This window comes from uncultured Lactobacillus sp. (assembly GCF_902491705.1).
GTDB lineage: Bacteria > Bacillota > Bacilli > Lactobacillales > Lactobacillaceae > Lactobacillus.
The window spans coordinates 15,093-35,528 of sequence record NZ_CABUIW010000004.1 but is presented as its reverse complement, the minus strand read 5'-3'; the positions used below and the strand labels follow the sequence as shown (position 1 = coordinate 35,528).

Genomic DNA, 20,436 nt, shown 5'->3' with positions numbered 1-20,436 from the left:
GACCTTCACCCCATAGGATGAAGGTCAATCAATTAATCTTCGAGGTTAACCTCGGCATGTGCTGGGTCAACTGTAACTTTTCCAGCAGCGATTTCTTCAAGCGCCTTACCAACTGCCTTATCACACTTAAAGTGTTCAAGTGTTGGGGGATCACCTGCTTCAAGTTCATGTGCTCTCTTAGCAGCAAGAACAGATAATGAATAACGTGAGTCAACACGTGATAATAATTTATCAATTGATGGGTAAGTAATTCTCATAATTAATCCTCCTTGACCATCTTGCGATAGTCATCAATTACACGTTTAACACTGACATGTTCTGCATCAACAATTGCTTTGATATGATCTACTGCATTAGCTACTGTATCATTAACTACTGCATAATCATAGTCTGCCATTTCCAAAATTTCATTTCGAGCTTGCTTGATACGTCCACGAATTACTTCTTCTGGTTCGGTACCACGATGTTCCAAGCGTAAATGCAATGTGTGCAAATCAGGTGGGGTTAAAAAGATAAATACGCCGTCTGGCATTTTCTCGCGAACTTTTTGTGCCCCGTTAACATCAATTTCAAGTAAAACGTCTTTGCCTTCATGCAGCATTTTCTTTACTGGACCAAGGGGCGTTCCATAATGATGTCCAACGTATTCATTATATTCTAATAGCTCCCCATTTTTAATAGCTTCTTGGAACCGTTCTTCGCTAACAAAGAAATAATCCTTGCCGTCTACTTCACCAGGACGTGGCTTTCTAGTAGTCATTGAGACTGAATATTCAAACGGAAAGACTTTGTTCTCCACAATAGCACTTTTTACAGTCCCTTTACCAACTCCTGAGGGACCGGAAAGTACAAGTAATAAACCTTTATCCGCCATGCTGAACTCCTCTTAGTAACTATTAATATATCTAGTTTGCACTAAAATTGCGAGATTTTCAAGTTTTCACTTTTTATTGTATAAAACTAAAAAAAGCTTATCACGTATTTCTTTAAATACAATACTGATAAGCTTAATATTTTGTATATTTTTTCTTTAGCCAACTTTAGTAAAGGTTTCGCACACTACTTCGGTATCTTCAGTAAATTTTCTACCTAATTCTTCTTTACATTCCCAGGTGAAAAAGTCTTCATGAACTTTTCGCCAAGAATCATAACTTCTATCTCCTTCACCTTCCAAATAAGCATGTTTTGCAGTAACTTTTTTAAAAGGCATAATCTCTACAGTTTCGTTTTTAATCACGCATACTGGCTGATTTTTACCATCTAAAACAATTGAATACATGCCTACTACAGGGACATCATCTGCTGAAGTGTAGATACTAGTAATTGCTGTTTTGATTCCTTTATTAATTAAGTCACTCAGATAATCTGCGTCTTGGCTATTTGCACCAAACGCATAAGCTCCTTCTAGTGCTGCAGGAGAAACTTTATTTTTTTGACAAAATTCATTCCAAAATTTGTTAATATTATTCATCTTTTATGCTCTTAATCAAATCAGCCGCATTCTTTTTAGCCGCGTCTGTTACATCTTGACCAGCCATCATTTGTGCAATGGCAGTTATTGTCTCTTCTTTACTCAATGGACCAATTTGCGTAAATGTTGAGCCATCTTTTACTTGCTTGGCTACAAGATAACGTTGATCGCCGGCAGCCGCTACTTGAGGTGAGTGCGTAATCGCAATTACCTGCTTGTTATGTCCAATGGAGTGCATTTTTTTACCAATGGCAGCTGAAACACGACCTGAAACCCCAGTATCAATTTCGTCAAAAATCATTGTTCCGACTGGTTCAACTCGACTAAAGATTGCCTTCAAAGCCAAGATTAATCTTGATTGTTCACCACCAGAGACAATTTTTACAAGCGGCATCAAATCTTCACCTGGGTTAGGTGCAATCAAAAATACAATAGAATCTGTACCTTTTTCAGTAAAAGTTTTCGTTTCTTCAAAGTTAATTGAGAACCGTGCCTTTTCCATATACAGATCAGCAAGTTCTTGCTTAATTTGTTCTTCCAGAGTATGCGCTACGTTTTCACGAATTAAATGTAAATTGCGTGCTTTTTGCGTCAAACTCTTTTCTACTTCTGCAACCTCAGCTTGAAGTTTTTCTTCATCAAGTCCGCCTGTTTCAAATTGACTGAGTTCTTTTTGTACCTTGCTGTAAAAGTCAAAGACGTCTTTAAGCGTAGGACCATATTTTTTCTTCAAAGAATTCAGCGTATCTAAACGATTAGTTACATATTGGAAACGCTCTTCGTCAAAATCCATCTGATCCATTAAATTGGACAATTCACTACGAGCATCGTTTAAGGCATAAACTCCATCATCAACAGTTTTAGCAAAATCCTTAAATTTAGAACCAAATTCTGTTAAATCAGTGGCTGCATTTTGTGCATCCCCTAATAAAGTTGCAATACCATGCTCGTCATCATCATAAAGCTGCATAAAGTAATTAGCCGTATCAGCAATTTTTTGATAATTATTCAGCTCGTTGTATTCTTCTTCAAGCTTTTCATCTTCTTCAGGATCTTCCAAATCAGCAGATTCTAATTCGTTGTTTTGAAATTGCAAGATATCTTGTTTTTGAGCAAGTTCTTGTGCATCTTGACGCAAATGACGCAACTGATTAGTCAATCTTTGCCATTTTTTAAAATCAGTTTGATAATCATCCAATTCTTTCTTAAAAGAATCTGGTGCGTAGTTATCTACTAAATCAATCTGACGATCTTGATCCATCAGAATCTGTTGATCATGCTGCCCGTGAATATCTACTAAATAATGACCAATTTCACGCAAAACATTAATGGTTGTTAATTGCCCATTAATTCTAACGATATTTCTGCCTTTTGCAGCCAGTTCTCTACTAATTACCAATTGATCATCAGCATGAGGCAAGCCATATTGATCACAAAGCTGAGCAATTTTTTCTTTTTGGTTATCAAGTTCAAATAAACCTGTAATTACAGCTTTCTTTTCACCTGATCTGATCATTTCTTTTTGACCGCGACCACCCATTAAAAGTGAAACAGCGTCAATAATAATTGATTTACCAGCACCAGTTTCACCGATAATGACAGTCATTTTTTCTTGAAAGCGAACCTTCAAACTTTTAATAATCGCGAAGTTTTTTATGTCCAGTTCGACTAACATAGCATCACTACTCCTAAAGGCCGTTTACAGCACGCTCTACTACTTCTTCTGGCGTACCTTGCCACATATTGTGGCCACCATCTGATTCATCTTTTTGTAAATGAATCAAAAATTCGATATTACCTTTACCACCCTTAATAGGTGAATAATCAACGCCTAAGACATTGAAACCAATGTCTAATGCCTTTTGCATAGTATGTTCAATCACTTGTTTATGAACTTCATGATCATGTACAATGCCGTGTTTACCCACATTTTCAGGACCAGCTTCAAACTGAGGCTTGATTAAGCAAACTGCATCACACTTATCTTTTAAAATGTCATACATTGGTGGCATGATCAAATCAAGTGAAATAAATGAAACATCAGTCATTGCAAAGTCAGGTAAGCCTTGATCAAAGTCTTCTGGCTTAGAGTAACGGAAATTCTGCTTTTCCATTACAACTACTCTTGGATCATCACGCAATTGCCAAGCTAATTGGTTATAACCAACATCTAGTGCATAAACCATTTTTGCGCCATTTTGCAGTGCAACATCGGTAAAGCCACCAGTTGAAGCACCAATATCCAGACAAATCTTATCTTTTAAATCAATATCAAAGACTTTTAAAGCTTTTTCTAGCTTAAAGCCACCACGCGAAACGTACTTTTTACCATCGTCTTTGACATAAAACTTTTCGCCTTCTGGAAATTTAGTTCCGCTCTTATCAATTCTTTGATGATTATGATCAGAAACTAAGCCTGCCATAATCGCTCTTTGGGCAGCAGACCGAGAATGAAAAATTCCTTGCTCTGCTAACAAAATATCAGCTCTTTGCTTTGTCATTTATAACACCTTTTGATATAGATCCAAAAATCCTGCCAAAACTTCGCCATTTAATCCATGCAAGTCGTCTTTGGCCTGTTTAATTAAGTCTTTTAATTCTTGACGGCTCTTATCAATGCCAAGAAGTGTCAAAGTATTGTTCTTCCCTTCTTCTTGGTCTTTGTGTGTTGCCTTACCAGCCTCTTCACTAGTTTCAACTACGTCAACTAAATCATCATAAATTTGGTAAGAACGACCAAAAGCCTTAGCATAATCAATCAATTTAACTTGTTCAATATCTGTTGCTTTAGCATATACAGCTGCCATTTCAACACTGGCCTTGATTAAACAACCAGTTTTTAGCCATTCCATTTTATTAATAAATTTGGCATCCCCAGCAACACTTTGATTATTAGTAGAATCAATATCCAAATATTGACCACCTACCATGCCATTAGGACCAACCGCTTGCGTAATAATTTTTACCAAATCAGCAGAATTACTGCCTTCTGCAATCCACTGAATTCCAAGTGGTAAAAGCGCATCTCCAGCTAAAATAGCTTCAGCTTCGCCCCATTTTTTATGACTAGTCAACTTACCGCGGCGATAATCATCATTATCCATTGCAGGCAAGTCATCATGAATTAATGAATAGGTATGAATTAATTCAATACCACAAGCTATTCTAATTTCTGGCTCTTCTATTTTCTTCCCCAGTGCATTCAATGTAGCTAAGAAAAGCAATGGTCTAAGTCGTTTGCCACCAGCCATTACTGAGTATGACATAATTTGACTAATTTTTTGACTATCAACTTCATTAGCTAAATGCTTAGCTAAATAATCGTCAATAACAGGAGTCCAATCATCTTTAAAATAAGTAAATGCTGTCATTTTTATTCCTCTGGTGCTGATGCGTTATTAGGATCCAATTTATGTTCAGTGCCATCGCTATCAATTAACTTAGCTACAGTTTCTTCAGCACTGGTTAACTTTTTATCTAAGTCGCGGCTAATCTTTACGCCTTCTTGGAATTGCTTTAAAGCATCTTCTAGTGGAACATTACCATTTTCAAGGTTAGTTACGATTTGTTCCAAATTGTTTAATTGCTCTTCAAAATTATTCTTCTTAGTTGGCATTGTTTTCTTCCTTTACCTTTACAACCTTTGCTTCAACTTGACCATCTTTAAAATGCAGATTTAAGTTTTCATTTTCTTTAACTTGCTTGATTGAACTAACTGTTTTGCCATTAGTATCAGTAGTGTAGACAAATCCACGCTCAAGTGTTTTAAGCGGACTATAGTCATCTAATTGCTGAACAGTTTGGCTAAAGCTATTACGCTTGTCTTTTAAGTAGTGATTCATATTATCAACTAGTCGTTTAGCTAAAAAGCGTTCTTGCTGCTGCATTTGTCCTATTTGTTTATCAGGACTAGCACTAAGCAATCTTTGTTTTAGCAAAAGATAGTTTTGTTTTGAACGATCGACTTTATTTTGCATACTATTGCGCAAGCGGTCCTTTAAACGATCAACCGTTTCAATTTGTTGATCATACAACCTAGTTGGTTCACGCATAATAACTGAATTTTTAATGCGGTTTAAGCGGTCGCGTTTTTCACGAATTACAGCTTGCATACTTGAAAACAGACGACTGCGAAGCTGTTGAATACCAGCTAATTCATCAACCAAATTAGGCGTAGCATATTCAGCGGCAGCTGTTGGCGTAGCTGCTCTTGCATCAGCAGCTAAATCACATAAAGTAGTATCCGTTTCGTGACCTACAGAAGAAATAACCGGCATTGGCATTGCATAAACTTGCCGAACTACCTCTTCTTCATTAAATGGCCATAGATCTTCAAGAGAACCGCCACCACGACCAATAATCATGACATCATACTTATCCCCTTGCTCAGCTATTTGACGCATAGCACGCACTAGAGAATCTGCGGCAGTATCACCTTGAACTTGAGCTGGGTACAAATCTATTTCTGCATGAGGGAAACGGCGGTTAGCAGTCACCATGATATCGTGAATAACAGCACCTGAAGCACTAGTTACAACTGCAATTCGATCAGGAAAGCGTGGAAGTTTTCTTTTATGATTAGGATCAAATAATCCTTCTTTAGCAAGTTTGGCTTGCAGCTGCTTTAATTGTTCATACAAGGCACCTAAGCCGGCCGGTTCCATGTTTTCAGCATAAAACTGGTATGAACCTTGTGGACCATATACGCTGACATAGCCCACTACGTATACTTTCATCCCTTCTTCTGGCTTAAATTTAATCTTGTCAAAATAGGAACGAAACATCACAACATTAATCTTAGATTTTTCATCCTTTAATGAAAAATATTGGTGTGAATTACGACGATATCTAAAATTGGACAGTTCACCTTGCAAAAATACTTTATGCAAGTACGGATCATTCTTAAATTTTTGCGTAATATAGTAATTTAAATCAGTAACCGTTAAATATTTATTGTCGGCCATTTTGTCTCCTAGTTAATTTAACTACTGCTTCCATTAAGAATTGTACAGTAAGAGGACCTACACCACCAGGGACAGGGGTAATATAGCTAACTTTTTCTTTTACTGCATCAAAGTCAACATCACCAACTAGTTTACCGTTAACATGGTTAATACCAACGTCAACAACAACTGCACCATCTTTTACCATGTCGGCTTTAACCAAAAATGCTTCTCCTGCTGCTGAGACAATAACATCGGCTCTTCTAGTAAGTTCTGCTAAATTCGTTGTTTCTGAATGCGCAATTGTTACAGTAGCATTTTGTTCAAGCATTAATGCGGCGAGAGGCTTACCTACAATATTGCTTCTACCGATAACAACAACGTCTTTACCCTTAAGTGGAATTTCGTAATGTTTTAAAAGTGCAATGATTCCTTCTGCAGTTGCTGGCTCAATAAAATGGTCTTCCATCCATAGACGACCAATATTAGCAGGAGTTAAGCCATCAACATCTTTATTGGGATCAATTCTTTCTAGCAATTCATCTGCATCAATTTGTTTAGGAGCTGGTAATTGAACCATTACACCATTTATCTCGGGATTAGCATTTAATTTATCAATTAAATCCAATGCTTCTTGTTGTTTAGTGTCAGCTGGCATTTGATAAACATCTTGAATAATGCCCATTTTTTTAGCTCTGCGTTTTTTCGTACGCACATAAATTTTGCTAGCAGGATCGTCACCAATATTTATTACGCAAAAATGTGGTGTTATTCCTTCAGCTTTTAAATTCTTAACTTTTTCTTTAAGGTTTTCTCCTAATAAATTTGCAAAAGCTTTACCATCAAGAATTTTTCCCATTAAATTTCTCCTTACTGTTAAAAAAATAGCCGGCAAAACTGCCGGCTATTCATCCATTAAACAAAGTTTGCTAACATACCATTAATAAATGGCTTTTCTTTTGGCTCAGCAAATTCGTCACATAAATTCAAAGCTTCATTTACTGCTGCTTTAGGATCGATTTCATCACTATCTTTTATTTCAAAGAGAGCAACTTCCATAATAGCAACGACAATTTGACTCACGCGTTCAAGACGCCAGCCCTTTTTTAGGTGCTCTGACAAAGCAGATTGTAAATCTGCACGATTTTCAAGCACACCTTCGATTAACTTCTTCGAATAGGCAGAAAGCTGTTTCAAATTAAGCGCTGCGACAACTTTAGCTTCAACTTGTTCAGCATTTAAATCTGGCTCTTGGTTAGCCAAATAAATGGCTTGCATAGCAACTTTGCGACTTTCGTGTTGGTTCATTATTTCTCTACTTCATCCTCCGGAAACAGCTCTGAGGTAGTTTGCTCAGTATCTTTTTCATCTTCTGGGAAAACTAAACCTACAACATGTACATTAATTGACTTTAGTTCAAGGTCAGTCATTTGCAATAATTGTGCCTTAAGTTGTTTTTGAATTTCCATTCCAACTTTAGGAACATTTACGCCACTTTCAAGGTATACATAAACATCGGCAATTAATTTATTGTCTTCGTCAACCTTAACGTTAACGCCCTTGCCGTGATCTTCACGACCAAGAACCCAGTTAAGTCCTGATCTTAAACTGCCTCGCATACCTGCAACGCCATCAACTTTTTCAGCAGCAATACCCAAAATAACTTCTAAAACGCTTGGATCAATTTTGATTTGTTCGCTGTTTTCTTCGCCACTTAAGAGAATTTTTGAACTATCTGCCATTTCGTTACCTCAAAAAACTACTTATTTGCACGTGATACGTATGTACCATCAGAAGTGTTGATAGTTAAAACATCGCCTTCGTTAATGAAGAATGGTACGTTAACTACCAAACCAGTTTCCATAGTTGCTGGCTTACCACCACCTGATGAAGTATCACCTTTGATGTTAGGTTCAGTCTTAGCAACCTTCAAGTCAACTGTGTTAGGCAATTGAATACCTAAAGTTTCACCTTCGTGCATAATTACACTAACAACCATGTTTTCAAGTAAGTACTTAGATTCATCGCCAATTTGTTCATTTGGAATTGCCAATTGATCATAAGTTGAAGTATCCATAAATACGTAACTTGAACCATCGTTGTACAAGTATTGCATTGACTTAGTTTGAATATCTGCAGTTTCAACCTTAGCAGTTGAACGGAAAGTATATTCTTGTACAGCGCCAGTTCTTAAGCTCTTAAGCTTTGAACGTACAAAGGCACTACCCTTACCTGGTTTTACGTGTTGGAATTCAACAATGCGCCATAAATCGTTGTTGTATTGAATAGTCAAGCCATTCTTGAATTCGTTTACTGAAATCATTGTCATATTAAGTCCCTCATTTCTACATTAATATCTTACCAATCTTAAACGATTTTGGCTATAACTTCAGCCTATTAAAATTACAACTATAGTGAAATTAGTTCATCTTTAGGCAAAGTTGATAGCGTTTCTGGTGTCTGACCATGTACTAAAATGTCATCTTCGATTCTAACTCCGCCCTTGTCAGGCAAGTAAATTCCTGGTTCTACTGTATGAACCATGTTATCGACTAATTTAGTCGTTCTAAATGGCAAAGCTGGTTGACAAAGTTCATGAATTTCAAGACCGATTCCATGACCAATACCGTGACCAAAGTATTCGCCATAACCCTGCTCTGTAATATAATCACGTGCAGCTTTATCAACATCATGGCCAGTATTGCCTACAACAGCGGCTTCAATACCGCGACGTTGTGCTTCATGAACAATATCATAAATTTTATGCATTTCGGCGTCTACTTCACCTAATGCAACAGTTCTAGTGATATCAGCGGCATAACCATGGTAAAAACTACCAAAGTCGATTACGATCATATCGCCTTCTTCGATTTCTTTATCACTTGCCACACCGTGAGCCCAAGCTGAACGAACACCAGAAGCTATAATTGTATCAAAATCTGGGCCATCTCCGCCATTAACTTTAAATAAATAATCAAGTTTGGCACCTACTGCACGTTCTTTAACGCCAGGCTTGATCATTGGCAAAATGCCTTTAAAGCTTTCCATTGAAATATCAATTGCTTTACGCAGCGCTGCAATTTCTAATTCATCCTTAACATTGCGGACACGTTCAACAAGTTCTTCAACCATTTCAAAATGAATGTCAGGGTTAAGTTCTTTTAATTTTTCAAATTCACTGGCTGAAACAAACTCTCCTTCAACCAAAACTTTTTTAACATTCATTTTTTTAAGCGCCTTAGTAAGTTCTTCATAGTCACTAGAATGCTTCATAATTACATCCATTTCACCTGGCGCTTGTGCTTTAATTTGTCCTGCAAAGCGTGAATCTGATAAAAGCGTACGCTCACCGTCAGCAGTCAAAATAAGTTGAGCTTCTTCACCTGTAAAGTTAGTGAGATAGCGATAATTTGCTTGATTAAAAATAATCATTACATCTGCGTCATGCTCTTTGATCAAGTCTGTAACATGATTAATTCGATTATTAATCAATGATAATAATTCTTGCTTTTCTTCCATAGTCAGAACCTTCTTTGCTTAGTATAATTAAACTTTATTAAACTTTATTAAATTTTATTATACTAAAATTAAAGTCTTAAAATCTATAAATAGGCGCAAAAAAGACGAATGACTTACGCCATTCGTCTTTCTTAATTATATTCTGAATTACTTAGCTTCTTCAGCTGGGTATACAGAAACTTGCTTCTTGAACTTGCCAAGACGTTCAAACTTAACAACGCCGTTAACAAGTGCAAATAAAGTGTCGTCTCCACCTTGACCTACGTTCTTGCCTGGGTGAATCTTAGTACCACGTTGACGGTAAATAATTGAACCTGCGTGGATTGATTGACCGTCACCAGCCTTAGCGCCTAAACGACGACCAGCTGAGTTACGACCGTTGGCAGTAGAACCGCCACCCTTGTGGTGGGCAAATAATTTCATACCTAAAATATTCATAATCATTTCACCTCTGAATTAAGCTTCAATCTTTTCAACTGTAACCTTAGTGTAAGGTTGACGGTGACCATACTTGCTGTGTGAGTGCTTCTTAGGCTTGTACTTGAAAGTTACAACCTTCTTTTCCTTGCCTTGCTTTTCAACTTTAGCAGTTACCTTAGCACCATCTACTAATGGAGTACCAACCTTAACGTCGTCACCATTAGCTACAAGGATAACTTCGTCAAAAGTTACTTCGCTGCCTTCTTCAGCATCAAGTTTTTCTACAAATACGCTGTCGCCTTCTGCAACTTTGTATTGCTTACCACCGGTCTTAATAATTGCGTACATTTGTACACCTCCGAAAAAATACTTAGACTCGCCGAACTGAGGTGCTTCTTACTCAAGAAGACTTCTAACCCCGAGCCGTGCGGTTGCAGATGTGGAGGTCTCCACAAATACAACTCTTATATAATACAACGGTTTTTAGTTGATATCAATAATTTTAAATATTAAGTTTAAATCCCCCATTGTCCGCCATGAACTTTGGCCACATTTTCAGTAATAATAAATGCATCTTGGTCAATTGCATGAATTTTTGAAATAAGTGGGCCATAGTCACGCATATCAATTACGATCAGCAATTGGCGTTTATCTTCATCACTATAGCCTCCGACAACATTATAGATAGTTAAACCTTCGTATTCGTCCTTTAACATATCTTGAATTTGCTCAAGATATTTGTTCGACATGATTCGCACCTGGTATTTCTTATCAAAACCAGTTTCAGTGTAGCGCATCGTAATTGTCGTAATCACTTGAGAAAATGTTGCCAGTAAAAATGCATCCCAGCCATCAACGAAGACATTCAAAAAGATAATTACCATGTCGATGATTGTAAGAGTGGTTGCCGGATTCAAGTAAAAATATTTCTTTAAAATCATTGGTGGAATAGTCGTTCCACCACTTGAGGCATTAACACGGTAAAGAAGTGAGATTCCAAATCCCATTAATGCTCCACCGTATATTACTGCAAGCATCTTATTATTAGTTATTTCAAAACTAGGGGTAATTTCCATTAAAATCGGCAATAATAAACTCCCTGCTGCCACGTTTTTAGTAACTTTTTTACCTAAAAAAATCGCAGCTAGAATCAGCATTAAGCCATTTACTACCAAAACTGTCACTGAGCGATTAACTCCCCAAACGGCATCAACCAAAATCGAAATACCAGTAGAGCCACCCACAGCAATATTAATTGGACCGTAAAAGAAGTTGATCGCAATTGCGATAATTTCAAGTCCCGCTAAAAATACTAGCCCTTTTATCCAGGAACGTTGTGTAATGTTTTTCATCAGTAAGCGTCCTTTCTTTTAGTTAGTTAATTTATTTTAACGGGAAATTAGCTTTTCTACAACAAATTAAAATAATATTAATGAATTATTTAGTTTCTGCCTGTTTATATTCAATTGATTGTGTTCCTTCATATGCTGGCAAGCCATTTTCTGCTCTATAAAGAGCACGTTCAAATGAACGGTAGCCTTTAGATGAAGAAACCGCAAATTTAACGCCATATTTTGAAGCAAATTCTTGAATATTCCAAGTTGCATCATGAGCAGCATATGCGGTCATCAGAATCACTATGTCAAGATCCTTGATTTGACGCTCCATAATCTTCTTTTTACCTTCAAACGCATTAATTGGAATAGGAATTCCATTATATCTTGTAACAATACCTTCAAGAATACCCTCATTTTGGTTATCACCAATTGCAATACCCACTCTTTGATAATGCAAATTCATATCTAACTTAGTTAATTCCTCTGCATTGTCTTTCTTAGATTTGTCCTTCTTCTTATAAGATAAATCTGGCTTCTTAGGTGGATCCACTTGATAAATCCAGCGAATTTGTACAGCGTCACTTGGGTGCTTTTTAATCCTTACATCCCCTGTATACCAGGCTAAATCAACAATTGAACCATCTTCTAAGTGGATGTTTTCACCTTGATAATAGCTAGAATCGACCGGAATAGTCACTTCTTTGCCGCGAATACGCAATTTTTCACCTTTAATATTGCGAGTAATCGCTAATTGACCCGTCTTTCCTTGAACAACTGCATAACGAAATTCTTCAATTGGGTCATAGTCACGTGTCCGCAATTTACGATAGCCCACTACACGTAATACTTCTGCTTCGTAATTAGGATTGTCTTTTTCTTCTATGGCCTCAACGATATCTCCACTCTTTAAATTCAAAGAATGAATTTGAGATTCCTTGATTCGATAAACAATTTGACCATTATCATTAATTAAATTGCATCCCGAAAGGGTCCGAATAACTGTATAGCGTTTACCCTTGCGATAATCACGTTTAGGTTCTTCTTTTGGCTTTAATGCATCTTCAAAAATCTTTTTATTAACTGCCTCTGTAGTAGTCTTAGATTTTTGAATTGCCTGATCAAGCTTTCCTAATACGTTGCCGTAACGTTTACCCACTCCAGGCACAAAAGTTAATTTATGCAATGCCTCAAGCGATTTCTTTTTTGCGGCATCATCACCAGGAGTTTCGATCAAATCAGTCAGTCCCATTAATAGCTGCTTAAATTGCTTTAAATCCGCATTTCTTTGGGCAATTGATTGAGTATTAGCCATTTTCTTAGGTTTAGGAGCTTCTTTTTTAGAGGCAGGCTTTTCAGCTGTGCCACCTTCTGCCATTGAGATAATTGCTTTAATTGCGTTTAAACTGTTAGCTAAGCTTTTATCATCTGCATCAGTTTTATTTAAAATTACTTTGATATTATTTCGATAATCGTACATATTTTCACCACTTTTATGAATTTCTATCTTATCTATTATATTGCTTACTTTTAATAATTAAAAATGAAATAAAAGCTATTCGTTGTATTTTAAGTTTAATCTAACTATAATTTTAGGAAAGTACTATTAAACATAAGGAGGCTTTTTCATGACAAAAACTCGTCCAGAAGACTTAAATTGGAATCAACTTGGCTTTAAATACCATGATCTTCCCTACCGCTGGGTAGATGAATTCAAAGACGGTGCATGGCAAGGTGGTCATTTAACTCAAGACTCTACCATTACTTTTAATGAAGCTGCCGAAGAATTGCACTATGGCCAAGAAATTTTTGAAGGTCTAAAAGCTTACCGCAGAAAAGACGGCGGCATTAATTTATTCAGACCTGATCAAAACGCTAAACGAATGGCTAATTCAGCTAAACGTCTATTAATGGAACCATATCCAGAAGATAAATTCGTCGAAGCAGTCAAACAAGTTGTTTTGGCTAACCAAGAATTCGTTCCTCCTTATGGTTCAGGTGGCACTCTTTATCTTCGTCCATTTATGATGGGAACACAGCCAATTGTAGGTGTTTCTCCTTCTGAAACTTATCAATTTAGAATTTACGCTACACCCGTTGGTGCCTACATTAAGGGCCTTAAGCCAATGCCATATGAAGTCAGCGACTATGACCGTGCCGCTCCATTTGGTACTGGACAAGCAAAAACTGCCGGTAACTATGCCAGCAGTTTAATGCCATCATTGCTTGCTAAAAAGAACGGTTTTGCCGATGCTTTGTATCTTGATCCTAAAGAGCATAAATACATTGATGAATTCGGCGGAGCAAACTTTTACGGCATTACCAAAGATGGTCAATTCCAAACTCCAAAGTCCGATTCTATTTTACCTTCAATCACCAAGCGCTCAATTTTAAAGATTGCCCAAGACTTAGATCTTAATCCAATCGAAACTAAAATTCCGATTGATGATGTTGATCGCTTTACAGAAGCCGGAGCAATGGGTACAGCTGCTGTAATCTCACCAGTTGGCTCACTCACTTATCAAGGTAAAAAGCATGTCTTTGGCAATGAAAAAGACGCTGGTCCTATTACTCAAAAATTGTATGATACTTTAACCGGTATTCAATTTGGTGATTTAGAAGACAAATACGGCTGGACTATCAAATTAAGTTAAACAAATTAAAAGTGATCTTTTGCCTGAAGCAAAAGACCACTTTTTTTATTTAGGCTCTCCATTCACCGCCTTGACCGTAGGTGTGCTTGCCTAATTCATTAATGATTACGTGAATGTGTTCCTTAGGAGCACCAGTATTCTTATGAACTGCTTCAGTAACATCCTTCATCAAGTTAGTAATTTGTTCGTCTGAACGACCTTTAATTAATTCAATATGTACAAATGGCATAATTATTCCTCCTTTTTTAGATAAATTATACAAAAATTCGTGTACTTTTAAAATGCTCCTCCGCCGCTTCCGCCACCGAAGCCGCCGGATGATCCACCCGAAAAGCCGCCTGAGCCACCAGAAATAGATGATACAGTTGATATTCCACTAGTAAAGCTGCGTTCAAAGCTTCTTTCAAAACTATCATGATCATTCACATAAAATGGAGCATAAACAAATACAGAATCGTTTAATTCATCAGTATTAAATTCTATCTTAAGTTGCTTTATTACCTTCTTAGATAGGCCAAAAGCTACAGCATATGGCAAAATATCTTCCCATAAGATGATGTCTCCAACATCTTTCATTTTGAAATTGCCTATATCATCAAGCATTTTCTCAAATCCGCGTACTTTGTCTGTTTCTAAAGCGCCTTGAGTTGTATAGATGCTCAATCGTCTATTGCCTATAATCGTAGCAATTATTGCAAGAATAATTATTACAAAAGTAATCAACATAAGTGTAATAAAAATTTGCGGCATTGATTCAGATAAAAAGAAAGCAAAAATTCCACTAATGATACTGATTCCAATCAATAAAATTGCAACACCTAAATTATTGCTCTTATATTTTTTAACAGCTTTATCAAAAAATGTATTTTCTACATCTTTGTAGTGTTTTTTACTCCACTTATCAAATTTCTTGCCTAATTTTTTAGAAGTATAATTTTTAAGTTCTTGCGTAGTAAATGACTCACCATCGCCAACCTTATTAAACAAAAATTCTAGCAAATCATCTTTCAAAATACTTTGATCAACCAAAGTAATTCGATATCTAATTTTCTTTAAACGCTTAGTGCGATATTCTTCAATCTTAATTTTATGTTTGCCAGCTAATTGCATGATATAAGCTGTAAAAGCTTTAGCGTTAGGCTTGTCATTTTCATCTAAAATTTGTGCAGCAACAGGACTAACATCCGGAATTTCGTAATTATGCACTAAATCACGCATTTTCTTAGGTTTAGCACCTTTTGGTTTTATCAAAATTTCCTTAATAAGAATTATTGCTCCACTTATTAAAGAAACTATCAGCAAGCCCCAATTAAGATAGACTCTTCGTTGTCTTTTCTTATTTGCCTCAATTGCTAGCTGTGCTTCTTGCTTTTCAATAGCTTTCTTCTTATTTTTATTTACAATATTTGTATTTTTCGAAGTTACCGCAGGATCAAAAATTGAATGTACTTCAATTCCTACATCCCCTGGTACATCGCTAGCCTTCATTATTATTTTGCCCTGCTTAGGCAACACTTCAGTTTGACCATTTAAAGGTCCGTGTGCCCAAGCCTTTAAATCAGGAACTTTTCCCGGGAAAAGTACAGTTACTTTAGCATTATCAGTGTCTGTATCCCAGCCATTACCAATGATTTTGAAATTCAATTCGGCAGTATCTTTATAATTAGTAATCGCATTTAAGATTTTATATGAGTACTCTATTTTAACGTTGTCATCTTCATTAATATTATGAAAGACCTTAAAACGATACGACGCTCCTTTATGCGTAAGTTGATATGTATTATTTTGTTGACTATTTTTTAGTGCAACTTTTTTATCATTCACTTTAACTTGAACATTGCTTAACTTTTGGTTTTTATTCAAGTTCTGACGATAAAGTAAACCATGCGCATCACTATCAAAGTCATAGTAAATCTTCCGGTGCATTGACAATGAACCATCACGATTTACTTTAGCTACTACATTGATATTGCTAATACTATAATCCACGTCAGCATTAACTTGGTGGGTGAAAATTGCTAGGAAACTAAATAGACTTAATATAATTAAGCTTAAATATTTTCTTTTCATTTTTATTCTCACTATTTATTTAAAAATTTATCGATTAACTTAAAGGCCTCTTTTTGATGTGTTCCCTTAAATTCATGACCTGCATGCTTAATAATATGTAAGCTTGAATGCTTAAACTTTTTATTTGCTTTTTCTGAATACGTTTCTGGCACTATGATGTCATCTGAACCATGAAGCAATAATACTGGGCCATTATACTTAGTAGCTGATTTTAATAAATCATAGTTAAAAAGCTTCGTAAAGTAATTTTTACCAACTACAAAGCCAAATAAATTCAATGTATTTGGTACTTTATCGATTGATTTAAAGGCAACTTTAGCATAATCAGTAATTGAAAATGCTGGATAAAGTAAAACCAATGATTTAACTTCCTTAGGATATTTAGAAGCAAGCATCGCAGAAACTGCCCCACCTTGACTTTCACCTAAGAGTGAAACTTGATTGCGGTCAACATCGCTTCTGTTTCTTACTGCATTTAAGACTGTCTTCAAATTTTGTTCTTCAGTAAAAATTGACATGTCTAATTGACCAACGCCACTGCTGCGGCCATTTTTAGCTCCACCAGGATAATCAAAAGCGTAAGCTACATATCCCTGACCGGCTAAATTTTTAGCATAGTCTGCCAAATTTCGATAATTGCCAGCTAAGCCATGAGACAAAATGACTGCTTTTTTCTTACCTATCAAGTTCTGTGGCATATACAAACGACCATAAATATTTACGCCGTCTTGATTGATATTCCAGTCTTGTTCTACTACTTGGTATTTCTTTTGAGACTTTTGTTTTTTAGTACTGTGCTTAGTTTTTACTATTTTAGTTGATTTAACGGATGAAGATGTACTGCTTTCATTTTTATTCATCGTACATCCCGTCAAAGTCAGCATCAAACTAAGTAAGATTAATGTTGTTAATTTTTTCAAAATTTATTTCACCTTTTGTTAAATTATCTAAGCGTTTCTTAGATATTCTAATTATACAAAAAAAGTGCGAGCATATTCACTCGCACTTTTTAGATATTATTCTTTTTTAGAAATTAGCTGCCTTTACGTACAAGCCCTTACCGATACGGTAGTAAGACTTACCATTAATGTTGAAGCGTGAACCATAAGTTTTAACTGGAGTGCCTCTTCTTAAGACTCTCCAATTTGCACGTCTTCCTGCGTGGTTATAAATGTAAGCATTACGTCTCATTACACGTGAGTTACCTAAGACATTGCTTGCCATTACATAGCGGTCATCACCGACTCTGATTGCTGTTTTACCATTATCAAGAGTAGTAGTGCTGCCATAATAGTTAACGCCACTGTAAGCTGCGTAATAGCCGCTTTGACGTTCACCCTTTTTGTTGTAAATGTAAGCTTTCTTCATTACATAGCCATAAGTTGCTGTTTCATTAGTAGTTGAAGCAGGCTTCTTATCAGTAGTTGTAGTAGTGGTTGAAGAATTATCATTGTTTGATGGAGCTTGTGAAATAGCACCATTATTTGAAGTTACGTTTCCATCAATTGATAATGGAAGAACAGTGATGTTACCATCAACACTTAAGCCGCGCCAGTTATCAGTAAATTGCCAAATAGCAACACCATCCATTGATGGGAAGTAGTTAAAGTTAGGATTATCAATTCTACCTGAAATAGCATATGAAGCTACCCACAATGAGTTAGGATACTTGGCAAGTACGCTGCTAGTATCAATATTGTTTTGTAAAACTGATGAACTTGCATAAAGAAGTGGCTTGTAGCCTGCTGCCTTAATTTGGTCCATAAAAGCAATAATTGCGTTAGCAGTTGGAGTCTTACCGCTGTAAATGTTGTTGCCTTGACCAGTTTCATAGTCACAAGCAATGTAAGAACCCTTTGGCAAACCAAATGCTTGAGCTGCCTTAATTGCATAATTTGCTTCTACTACAGCTGCACTAGAGTTAGCACTAAAAGTAGCAAAGTGGTATGCCATTGGCATCATGTTATTAGAAATAGCGGTTGAAATCTGGCTTGATGCCTTAGGATTACGGTAAGAAGTACCTTCACTTACTTTAACGATTGCAAATTGCGCACCAGCTTGAGCATGGCTAGATAAGTCAGCATTTTGATAACTGGCAACATCTACCCCAAGTGCACGTGCTGCAACAGATGTAGTTGATGCATTAACAGTAACTTGTGGTCGATTTACTTGAGTTAATGCTACTCCTGCAGTTCCTAAAGCGGTTGCGCATGCCAATTTAATAATTAATTTTTTGGTTGTAGTCAATCTTCTTTTCCTCCATCATGTGAAAAATATCAAAATTCACACTCGTTGATCTTCTTAAATACGAAATCAAATTTAGAATAATCTCGTTTAATATTTTAGTCAATAGATTCGCTCTATATGTAAGCATAGATTAATATTTGTCATAATTTTGTATTGTACAAAGTTATTAAATAGATTTTATAATCAAAATTATTTTGACACAAAAAAAGCAACGCATCAAAGCGTTGCTATTCTAGTGATCCGGGTGAGATTCGAACCCACGACCCACAGTTTAGAAGACTGTTGCTCTATCCAGCTGAGCTACCAGACCATCGTGTATGTTTGTATGTCCTCAACAGAACATAAATTATTATAGGGGAAAGATATTTAAAATGCAAGCCTAATTTTAAAATAAATTGAATTTTTTTGATTTAGTCTCTTATATCATTCTGAAGTATAATTGACCTAAAATCGCTAGAAAAGAGATATAAGTATGGAACTTACAGAAAAAATCAAAAGATTTGTTGAAGAATATCGTGTCGGTTGCAAGAAAAGCGATGATAAACGTGACAGCAATCTGCCACACGACATCCCTGAAGTTGAGCGTATCGACAACTTTCCCTATGGACCAGACAAAAACTGGAACACATTAGATGTTTATCTTCCTAAAAAAACGGATAAGCCTTTCCCCGTAATCATCAACATTCATGGTGGTGGCTGGATCTACGGCACTAAAGAAACTTATCAATATTATGGTATGAACTTAGCTAAACGCGGCTTTGCTTTTATCAATCCTAACTATCGTCTAGCTCCAGAAAACGCCGAATTTCCTGATGAATTAGACGATGTCGACCGCTACATGCACTGGGTTGACGACCACGCCGAAGAATACCGCTTAGATAGAAATATTGTCTTTATCGTTGGTGACAGTGCTGGTGGTCAAATGGCTGAACAATATGTAACCATTTTGACCAACCCAGACTATGCTAAACTCTTCCCTTATAAGCCACTTAACTTAAAATTTAGAGCTGTAGGCCTTAACTGTGCTGCTTCATTTATCTTAACTCCAAGCACCTTGCAAGGTGCCAGCAGCTTATACTTTACTAAAGAAGCGGTCAGAAATCATCATGAACAATTAGATGTTGAAAAATACATCAATCATAATTTCTTACCATCATTTTTGATTACATCAAATGAAGATTTCTTACACGATATGCAATTCACTCTCTTTGGCTTCTTACTAGGTCGCGGTGTTCATGCCATCTGCAAGTCATATGGCGATTCAGATAATCCACGCGGTCACGTATTCTTCGTTAACCAAAAAGATGAAATTGCCGACATTGCTAATGATGAAGAAATCGAATTTTTCAGAGAACATATGGAAAAATAAGGTGACTAAAATGATTAAATTTTACGGTTACAAGCGTTGTTCTACTTCAAGAAAAGCACGCAAGTGGATGGACGACCACAATGTAGAATATGAATTTCAAGATTTAGTGGAACTTCCTCCTAAAAAAGAAGATCTAGTTAGATGGATGACCAAATATCAAGATCGCGGATTACGCTATTTCTTCAATACTAGTGGTCAACATTATCGTCAATTAAAGTTAAAAGATAAGATTCCAACTATGACAATTGATGAAGCTGCTGAGATGATGTCCAAAGATGGTAAGCTAATCAAGCGTCCTTTAGTTGTAGATGACAAGAATTTAACCTGCGGCTTTAAAGAAGATATTTTTGAAAAAACTTGGTTAAAGTAAAAACTTATATACAAGAAAAAAGAAACTCAAAAAATGAGT

24 protein-coding genes, 1 tRNA gene and 1 other annotated feature are annotated in these 20,436 nt (G+C 36.3%); of the genes, 3 read left to right on the top strand and 22 right to left on the bottom strand.

Translation table 11 applies throughout. The features are described from left to right. Positions 1-32 precede the first annotated feature (32 nt). The 17 genes from rpoZ to RDN22_RS01660 form a co-directional block, all read right to left on the bottom strand. On the bottom strand, positions 33-257 hold the full coding sequence (gene rpoZ, locus RDN22_RS01740; RefSeq protein ID WP_003547927.1) for a DNA-directed RNA polymerase subunit omega: 225 nt from the start codon (positions 255-257) through the stop codon (positions 33-35). Between the two features lie 2 nt (positions 258-259). Continuing rightward, entirely contained in the window at positions 260-874 is a 615-nt protein-coding gene (gene gmk, locus RDN22_RS01735) for a guanylate kinase (RefSeq protein WP_025014847.1), read from the bottom strand. A gap of 156 nt (positions 875-1,030) precedes the next feature. Then, positions 1,031-1,471 carry an ASCH domain-containing protein gene (locus RDN22_RS01730; protein ID WP_308555294.1) on the bottom strand — a complete coding sequence of 147 codons (441 nt, stop codon included), beginning with the start codon at positions 1,469-1,471 and terminating at the stop codon, positions 1,031-1,033. Continuing rightward, the gene (gene recN / locus RDN22_RS01725; RefSeq protein ID WP_308555292.1) at positions 1,464-3,146 is read right to left on the bottom strand and encodes a DNA repair protein RecN; all 1,683 of its coding nucleotides are present in this window, start codon (positions 3,144-3,146) and stop codon (positions 1,464-1,466) included. Before recN ends, RDN22_RS01730 begins: the two co-directional genes overlap by 8 nt. 13 nt (positions 3,147-3,159) lie before the next feature. Next, positions 3,160-3,972: a TlyA family RNA methyltransferase gene (locus RDN22_RS01720; RefSeq protein ID WP_308555290.1), complete on the bottom strand. Its 813-nt coding sequence runs from the start codon at positions 3,970-3,972 to the stop codon at positions 3,160-3,162. After that, complete coding sequence (locus RDN22_RS01715) at positions 3,973-4,842, bottom strand: polyprenyl synthetase family protein (protein ID WP_308555288.1); 870 nt, start codon at positions 4,840-4,842, stop codon at positions 3,973-3,975. Positions 4,843-4,844: 2 nt separating this feature from the next. Continuing rightward, a complete protein-coding gene (locus RDN22_RS01710) occupies positions 4,845-5,087 on the bottom strand; it encodes an exodeoxyribonuclease VII small subunit (RefSeq protein WP_007125351.1) in 243 nt (80 codons plus the stop codon). Continuing rightward, on the bottom strand, positions 5,077-6,435 hold the full coding sequence (gene xseA / locus RDN22_RS01705; RefSeq protein ID WP_308555285.1) for an exodeoxyribonuclease VII large subunit: 1,359 nt from the start codon (positions 6,433-6,435) through the stop codon (positions 5,077-5,079). The genes RDN22_RS01710 and xseA overlap by 11 nt, the downstream gene beginning before the upstream one ends. Further along, positions 6,422-7,273: a bifunctional methylenetetrahydrofolate dehydrogenase/methenyltetrahydrofolate cyclohydrolase gene (locus tag RDN22_RS01700; RefSeq protein WP_308555283.1), complete on the bottom strand. Its 852-nt coding sequence runs from the start codon at positions 7,271-7,273 to the stop codon at positions 6,422-6,424. Before RDN22_RS01700 ends, xseA begins: the two co-directional genes overlap by 14 nt. Before the next feature lie 56 nt (positions 7,274-7,329). Further along, positions 7,330-7,722 (bottom strand): transcription antitermination factor NusB, encoded by a 393-nt coding sequence (gene nusB / locus RDN22_RS01695; RefSeq protein WP_308555281.1) that lies wholly within the window; start codon positions 7,720-7,722, stop codon positions 7,330-7,332. Then, on the bottom strand, positions 7,722-8,156 hold the full coding sequence (locus tag RDN22_RS01690; RefSeq protein WP_308555279.1) for an Asp23/Gls24 family envelope stress response protein: 435 nt from the start codon (positions 8,154-8,156) through the stop codon (positions 7,722-7,724). The genes nusB and RDN22_RS01690 overlap by 1 nt, the downstream gene beginning before the upstream one ends. Positions 8,157-8,173: 17 nt before the next feature. Continuing rightward, on the bottom strand, positions 8,174-8,743 hold the full coding sequence (efp, locus tag RDN22_RS01685; RefSeq protein ID WP_308555277.1) for an elongation factor P: 570 nt from the start codon (positions 8,741-8,743) through the stop codon (positions 8,174-8,176). Positions 8,744-8,823: 80 nt separating this feature from the next. After that, positions 8,824-9,933, bottom strand: coding sequence for a Xaa-Pro peptidase family protein (locus RDN22_RS01680; protein WP_308555275.1), 1,110 nt, complete (start codon positions 9,931-9,933; stop codon positions 8,824-8,826). 147 nt (positions 9,934-10,080) lie between these two features. Further along, positions 10,081-10,371, bottom strand: coding sequence for a 50S ribosomal protein L27 (gene rpmA, locus RDN22_RS01675; RefSeq protein ID WP_013438206.1), 291 nt, complete (start codon positions 10,369-10,371; stop codon positions 10,081-10,083). Positions 10,372-10,389: 18 nt separating this feature from the next. Then, positions 10,390-10,701, bottom strand: a complete 312-nt coding sequence (gene rplU, locus RDN22_RS01670) for a 50S ribosomal protein L21 (RefSeq protein WP_013642181.1) — start codon at positions 10,699-10,701, stop codon at positions 10,390-10,392. 14 nt (positions 10,702-10,715) lie between these two features. Then, positions 10,716-10,796 (bottom strand) — a sequence feature (ribosomal protein L21 leader region). Between the two features lie 72 nt (positions 10,797-10,868). Beyond that, the gene (locus RDN22_RS01665; RefSeq protein ID WP_308555271.1) at positions 10,869-11,705 is read right to left on the bottom strand and encodes a YitT family protein; all 837 of its coding nucleotides are present in this window, start codon (positions 11,703-11,705) and stop codon (positions 10,869-10,871) included. Between the two features lie 85 nt (positions 11,706-11,790). Next, complete coding sequence (locus RDN22_RS01660; RefSeq protein WP_308555268.1) at positions 11,791-13,167, bottom strand: DUF2325 domain-containing protein; 1,377 nt, start codon at positions 13,165-13,167, stop codon at positions 11,791-11,793. A gap of 148 nt (positions 13,168-13,315) precedes the next feature. Between RDN22_RS01660 and RDN22_RS01655 the strand changes: the two genes are divergently transcribed. After that, entirely contained in the window at positions 13,316-14,341 is a 1,026-nt protein-coding gene (locus RDN22_RS01655; protein ID WP_308555266.1) for a branched-chain amino acid aminotransferase, read from the top strand. A 49-nt stretch (positions 14,342-14,390) separates the two neighbouring features. Here the strand turns inward: RDN22_RS01655 and RDN22_RS01650 are convergent, their stop codons facing one another. From RDN22_RS01650 to RDN22_RS01630, 5 genes are all read right to left on the bottom strand, one after another. Beyond that, positions 14,391-14,570, bottom strand: a complete 180-nt coding sequence (locus RDN22_RS01650; protein WP_005719430.1) for a 2-hydroxymuconate tautomerase — start codon at positions 14,568-14,570, stop codon at positions 14,391-14,393. Positions 14,571-14,617: 47 nt separating this feature from the next. Further along, on the bottom strand, positions 14,618-16,411 hold the full coding sequence (locus RDN22_RS01645) for a DUF2207 domain-containing protein (RefSeq protein ID WP_308555263.1): 1,794 nt from the start codon (positions 16,409-16,411) through the stop codon (positions 14,618-14,620). Positions 16,412-16,422: 11 nt separating this feature from the next. Then, a complete protein-coding gene (locus RDN22_RS01640) occupies positions 16,423-17,271 on the bottom strand; it encodes an alpha/beta fold hydrolase (protein ID WP_308555348.1) in 849 nt (282 codons plus the stop codon). A 166-nt stretch (positions 17,272-17,437) separates the two neighbouring features. Beyond that, positions 17,438-18,658 (bottom strand): GH25 family lysozyme, encoded by a 1,221-nt coding sequence (locus RDN22_RS01635; RefSeq protein WP_308555261.1) that lies wholly within the window; start codon positions 18,656-18,658, stop codon positions 17,438-17,440. A 236-nt stretch (positions 18,659-18,894) separates the two neighbouring features. Next, positions 18,895-18,968: transfer RNA gene (locus RDN22_RS01630), tRNA-Arg, on the bottom strand. 162 nt (positions 18,969-19,130) lie between these two features. Between RDN22_RS01630 and RDN22_RS01625 the strand changes: the two genes are divergently transcribed. After that, positions 19,131-20,027: an alpha/beta hydrolase gene (locus tag RDN22_RS01625; RefSeq protein WP_308555259.1), complete on the top strand. Its 897-nt coding sequence runs from the start codon at positions 19,131-19,133 to the stop codon at positions 20,025-20,027. A gap of 10 nt (positions 20,028-20,037) precedes the next feature. Further along, the gene (locus RDN22_RS01620; RefSeq protein WP_308555257.1) at positions 20,038-20,397 is read left to right on the top strand and encodes an arsenate reductase family protein; all 360 of its coding nucleotides are present in this window, start codon (positions 20,038-20,040) and stop codon (positions 20,395-20,397) included. Positions 20,398-20,436: the final 39 nt, after the last annotated feature.